Source organism: Actinotalea sp. C106 (assembly GCF_023630195.1).
Taxonomy (GTDB): Bacteria; Actinomycetota; Actinomycetes; order Actinomycetales; family Cellulomonadaceae; genus Actinotalea.
The window spans coordinates 1-5,251 of sequence record NZ_JALPKN010000226.1 but is presented as its reverse complement, the minus strand read 5'-3'; the positions used below and the strand labels follow the sequence as shown (position 1 = coordinate 5,251).

Below are 5,251 nucleotides of genomic sequence, written 5' to 3'. Positions count from 1 at the left end.
CCCGGCAGCGCCCAGGCCGCCCCATCGCGCCGCCGTCCGGCGTCGACGCCACCGCCGCGCGGCACCGAGCACCTCCACCGGGTCGATCGACGGGACCGGCTCGGCCTCGTGCGCTCGGCGCAGGCGCTCGACGACATGCTCGTTGTCGCTCATCGGCCCTTCCCCTCCTCCGTGACCCCGCCACGGCTGTCGGCCTCTTGGAGATCCGCGCGGAGCTGCGCCAACCCGCGCGAGCCGGCCGACTTCACCGCGCCCACGCTGATCCCGAGGATGTCGGCGACCTCGGCCTCGGGGAGGCCGAGCACGTACCGCAGCACCACCACCCGGCGTCGCTTGACCGGCAGGCGGTGCAGGGCGGCGACGGCGTCGTCGCGACGGGGGTGGTCGGGCTCGGCCGACGGTGACTGCTGCTCGGGCAGGGCCTCGGGGGCGGTGAGCACCTCCCGTCGTCGTGTGCGCCAGGTGTCGATGCGGGCGATGGCGAGCACGCGGCGCGCGTACGCGAGGGGAACACCCCGACGGGCCGTGCCCCAGGCGGCATAGGTGCGCACCAGGGCGAGCTGGGTCAGCTCCTCCGCGCGGTGGTGGTCGCCGCACAGCAACCGCGCCGTGCGGCTCAGGTCTGCACCGCACTCGACGACGAACTCGGTGAACTCGACGTCCCAGTCGGCGGCGGGCACCTCGACGGGCAGGTGCTCTGCCTGCGTCGGCGGACGCGTCTGACAGCCCAGCACCTCGCCCCCCGCCCTCGATCCCCTCACCATGCCCTGCTCACGATGACAGGCCCAGAAAGGTTGCCTCGGGCATCCAGGGGATGCACCGTCGCCGCTACGCACTCGCCGCTGGTGGTCTGGCGCACTCGGGGCTCAAGGGCTGAGGGCCATCATCCCCAGACCAGCGAGGCCGCGATCACGAGCATGATCACCCCGATCACGGCGTCCACGATCCGCCAGGTCCGAGGCTTGTCGAGGGGGCGGGCGAGCGCCCGGGCCCCGAAGCCGAGGGCCGTGAACCACAGGATGCTGCCGACGACGGCGCCGCCCGCGAACACCCATCGCGCGTCGGGCCCGTGCTGGTTGGCGAGGCTGCCCAGCAGCACCACGGTGTCGAGGTAGACGTGGGGGTTGAGGAAGGTCAGTGCGACGGCGGTGAGCGCCACGGAGCCTCGGGACCGCGGCGTCGCCTCGGTGAGGGCCGCGGGCCGGATGGCTGACCGGAAGGAGCGGAACGCCCACCACAGGAGGTAGGCCGCTCCGCCCCAGCGCAGCACGTCGAGGGCCACGGGGAACCTGTCGACCAGCACGCCGATCCCCGCGGTGCCGAGCAGGATGAGGAGCACGTCGCTGGCCGCGCAGATGAGGACGACGGCGCCCACGTGCTCGCGCCGGATGCCCTGGCGCAGCACGAAGGCGTTCTGCGCGCCGATCGCGACGATGAGCGCGAGTCCTGTCGTGAGGCCGGTGGCCCAGATGCTCCACATGGCCGCGACGCTAGCCACAGGCCACGGTGTAGACAAGCGATTGATCCTCCGGCTGCATTAGCATCTCTTTATGAACCTCGAGCACCTCCGCGCCCTCACGGCGATCATCGACGAGGGCAGCTTCGAGGCCGCGGCCTACGAGCTCGGGGTCACGCCCTCGGCCGTCAGCCAGCGCATCAAGGCCCTCGAGAGCAGCCTCGGGCAGGTGGTGGTGCGCCGCGGCAGTCCCTGCTCCCCCACCGCGGCGGGGGCGGTGCTGCTGCAGATGGCCCGCCAGGTGCAGCTCCTCGAGGCCGAGACCCGCAGCCGGCTGGGTTCGGACGGCACCTCGATGACGGTGACCCCGGTGGCCGTCAACGCCGACTCCCTGGCCACCTGGCTCACCCCCTTCCTCCGGGACGCCGCCACCTGGACCGACACCACCCTCGACCTGCACGTCGAGGACCAGGACCACAGCAGCCGCCTGCTGCGCCAGGGCGAGGTCATCGGCGCCATCACCTCCGATCCTGCGCCGGTGGGTGGGTGCCGGGTCGAGCACCTGGGTGCCATGCGCTACGTGCCCGTCGCCACCCCCGCGCTGCGCGACCGGTTCCTCACCGCGGGCGGCCCCGACTGGGCGGCGATGCCCGTGGTGCAGTTCAACGCCAAGGACGACCTGCAGCACCGGTTCCTGCGGGACCGTGGCGCCGAGCCCCTCCCGCCGCGGCACACGGTGCCCTCGAGCGAGGGGTTTCTCGCCGCGGTCCGGGCCGGGCTCGGCTGGGGAATGCTGCCTGAGCTGCAGCTCGGCGCGGGCCTCGCGGACGGCTCCCTCGTGCTGCTCGAACCCGAGGGGCACCACGACGTCGACCTCTACTGGCAGGCGTGGACCCTGGACTCGGCGCGCCTCGGCCGGATCACCGAGGCGGTCCGCGCTGCGGCGCGAGCGGGGCTGCGGACCGAGCCTCCTGCACGCTGAGCCGACTGCACGCCGGGCCCACCTGCGCGCTGGACCACCTGCACGCTGGACCACCTGCACGCGAAGACCTGTGCCGACACGAGCCGCCGTCGGTCCTCCAGGGCGGTGCGATGGTCGGGCCGGGGGCGCCGACTCCCCCGGCTCGACCCGTCAGCGTCCGCCCCGCCGGCCTCGACCGAACGGCGGGACCGACGAGCCACCCTCACCGGGTGGAGCTCTCACGCCGCGATGCATCGATCCCGCCACGCTAGGCAACGACGCGCCGCGCGCGCCCCGGACCTTGGTCCCTCATCGCGTCCGGATCCCTGTGGTGCGGCCCGACGTCGTCCCCGTTGCGGGTCCCCGGACGGCCCACCGGGCCCGGGTCGCCTGCCCTGCCGTCCGGGATCATCGATCTGTGTCGACTCCTCGCGTTCCCCGGATGCGCACGGTTCGCCGGACGCGCACGGCGGCTTCGAGCCGTCCTCGCTGATGGGCGCCGTCACCGCCGCTCTGGGGACCCTCGCCGCGATCGCCGTGGTGGGGTGGGTCCTCGGCCGGCGCGGAACGCTCGGGCCCGGGGCCGAGGCCGCCCTGGCACGGGTCGTCTTCACCGTCGCAGCCCCGTCGCTGCTCATGGTGACCATCGCCCACGCCGACCTGCACCTGCTCGTCTCGACGCTCGCCGTCGTCACAGCCCTGAGCACCGGCACGGTCGCGTTGACGGCAGTGGTGGTGCTGCGGTTCGTGTGGCGACGTCGGGCGGCCGACGCGATGGTCGGGATGCTCGCCTCGAGCTACCTCAACGCCGCCAACCTGGGCATCCCCGTCGCGGTGTACCTGCTGGGCGGGGCGGTCGCCGTGGTCCCGACCCTGCTCTTCCAGCAGCTGGTGCTCGCCCCCGTGGCCTTCCTCATCCTCGACGCGAGCGCCGACACCTCGATGCCCCTCGCAGCGCGCCTGCGCGAAGCCGCGCTCCGCCCGCTGCGCAACCCGATCATCATCGGCTCCCTCACGGGCCTGACCCTCGCCGTGCTGCCCTGGGACCTGCCCGAGGTGGTCTACGAACCCTTCCGCCTGGTGGGAGCCGCCGCCGCGCCTCTCGCGCTGATCACCTTCGGCATGTCCCTCGCCGCTCCTCGGCCCGGCACCGGACGCCTGTGGACCCGGGACCTAGCCCTGGTCGCCGTGCTGCGATCCGTGGTGCACCCCACGCTGGCGGCCGCGATCGGGCTCGGCCTGGGGCTCGACCGGACGGCGCTGCTGACGGTCGTCACGATGGCTGCCCTGCCCACGGCGCAGAACGTCCTGGTCTATGCGCTGCGCTACGGCAAGGGCATCCCTGTGGCCCGCGATGCGGGGCTGGTCACGACGCTGCTCGCGGTCCCTGTGCTCGTGGTCGTCGCGGCGGTGCTCGGGTAGACGCGGCCCGCTGCGGTGCGCGGCCATGCCGATCTCCGTGCAGACACGGTGAGCGCGCTACCGGTTCGGCGGCGCACCGCACCTGCCGCCGATGCTCTGGCTGTGACTGTGGGCAGCAGAGTGAACGTCGCCGGCCACTTCCCTGAAGACGCTCGTTGCGGTGCCATGATCTCGTTATGTCGTACGACCTCGCCGTCTATCTGCCCAGGGCGCTGGAAGTAGAACGAGTTCTGTCGCTCATCTCGCAGACGCCGGGCTTGTCCACAAGAACCAGCTCATCGCCGCATCTCGTTCTAACGGTCCTGCGTGGTGCGCGCGGCAAGTACTGCTTCACGATCGAGGCCCCCCAGCGAGTGGAGCCGGATGACGTGCCCATCGAGGTCACCTCCCGCCTGCTGGGGGCTACGCACCTGCACTCGGTCTCGGTGGAGGGAAGTTCCTCCACCGATGTGCCGCACGCGATCCGATTCGCCCGCCGATTGGCACGGAGCCTGGGCGGCGCGGTTCTCGATGCACAGACCGGTGAGGTCTGGCCGCAGTCGTCCGCTCGGAAGGTCGAGCGTCCCGACCCGCAGAAGCGGGTCGACATGGTCGAACTGCGTTGGTACTGCCGCCCCCGGCCGGAAGCCCCTGATGCCATCCGCGTCCTCCTGAACGCAGCTGCACGACACCTCCCCGAAGCGCTGCCACGGCGCTTCGGGGAGTACGAGCCCCTCCAGGGCAAGTACGCCGACGTGGGTGTCGCAGGCCTCGACGCGGCTTGGAGAGCAGCCGATGGCACCTTCTTCATCAAGGGGACGCTGCCCGTCGTCGACGGTTCCCTCGATGCTCCACGCGGGCGCGACGATCCCGTCCTCTCAACATGGCACATGAGCCTCGACCTTCTCGCCGAGCCACTGTTCGACCCGCGCTGGCGCGAGGCCGTCCGCCGATTCTTCATCGACCTCGCCGACGAACTACGCGCCTTCCACGCGACAGCTGAAGTCACACGCGGGCACCTCTGGACCGGCTCCTCAGCCAGGGTCGATCTCGAGCACACGGAATGGCCGATCGTCCCAGTACGGGGCTGGGGTGCGGAATGGCTCGGCTTGTCACCGACCCCGACGTGGTGGTCTTGGTTCGGTGACCCGTACCGCGATCTCGTAGCACCTCACTTCTCCGCCGGGCAGGTGAGCGAGACAGTGCGGGGCCTCCTTCAGGAGTGGACCACCACGCCAGCGAACCGAGAGCAGCTCGCCCCCATCGTCGACGGCCAGATCCCCGCCGACCTGATGTCCACCTTCGCGCCCAATCCCGCCCGAATCGTGCAACCGCTTCCGCTCGCCGGGGCCCGCCGCATACCCGATGAGCTAGGGCGTGTCTCCTATATCCGTGACCAGGTGAGGCACGCGGCCAGGACGACGGCGGCGCGG

General features: G+C 71.8%; 5 protein-coding genes. 3 read left to right on the top strand and 2 right to left on the bottom strand.

Going from position 1 to position 5,251, the window contains the following annotated elements:
- Positions 1 to 149: 149 nt before the first annotated feature.
- The gene (locus L0B03_RS13550; RefSeq protein ID WP_250446637.1) at positions 150 to 761 is read right to left on the bottom strand and encodes a SigE family RNA polymerase sigma factor; all 612 of its coding nucleotides are present in this window, start codon (positions 759 to 761) and stop codon (positions 150 to 152) included.
- A 122-nt stretch (positions 762 to 883) separates the two neighbouring features.
- Positions 884 to 1,480 (bottom strand): LysE/ArgO family amino acid transporter, encoded by a 597-nt coding sequence (locus L0B03_RS13545; protein WP_250446635.1) that lies wholly within the window; start codon positions 1,478 to 1,480, stop codon positions 884 to 886.
- A 70-nt stretch (positions 1,481 to 1,550) separates the two neighbouring features.
- Between L0B03_RS13545 and L0B03_RS13540 the strand changes: the two genes are divergently transcribed.
- From L0B03_RS13540 to L0B03_RS13530, 3 genes are all read left to right on the top strand, one after another.
- Positions 1,551 to 2,438, top strand: coding sequence for a LysR family transcriptional regulator ArgP (locus L0B03_RS13540; protein WP_250446633.1), 888 nt, complete (start codon positions 1,551 to 1,553; stop codon positions 2,436 to 2,438).
- A gap of 471 nt (positions 2,439 to 2,909) precedes the next feature.
- Positions 2,910 to 3,839, top strand: coding sequence for an AEC family transporter (locus L0B03_RS13535; protein WP_250446631.1), 930 nt, complete (start codon positions 2,910 to 2,912; stop codon positions 3,837 to 3,839).
- 176 nt (positions 3,840 to 4,015) lie between these two features.
- Positions 4,016 to 5,251, top strand: a 1,236-nt coding sequence (locus L0B03_RS13530; protein ID WP_250446628.1) for a hypothetical protein, incomplete at its 3' end; no start/stop codon positions are given.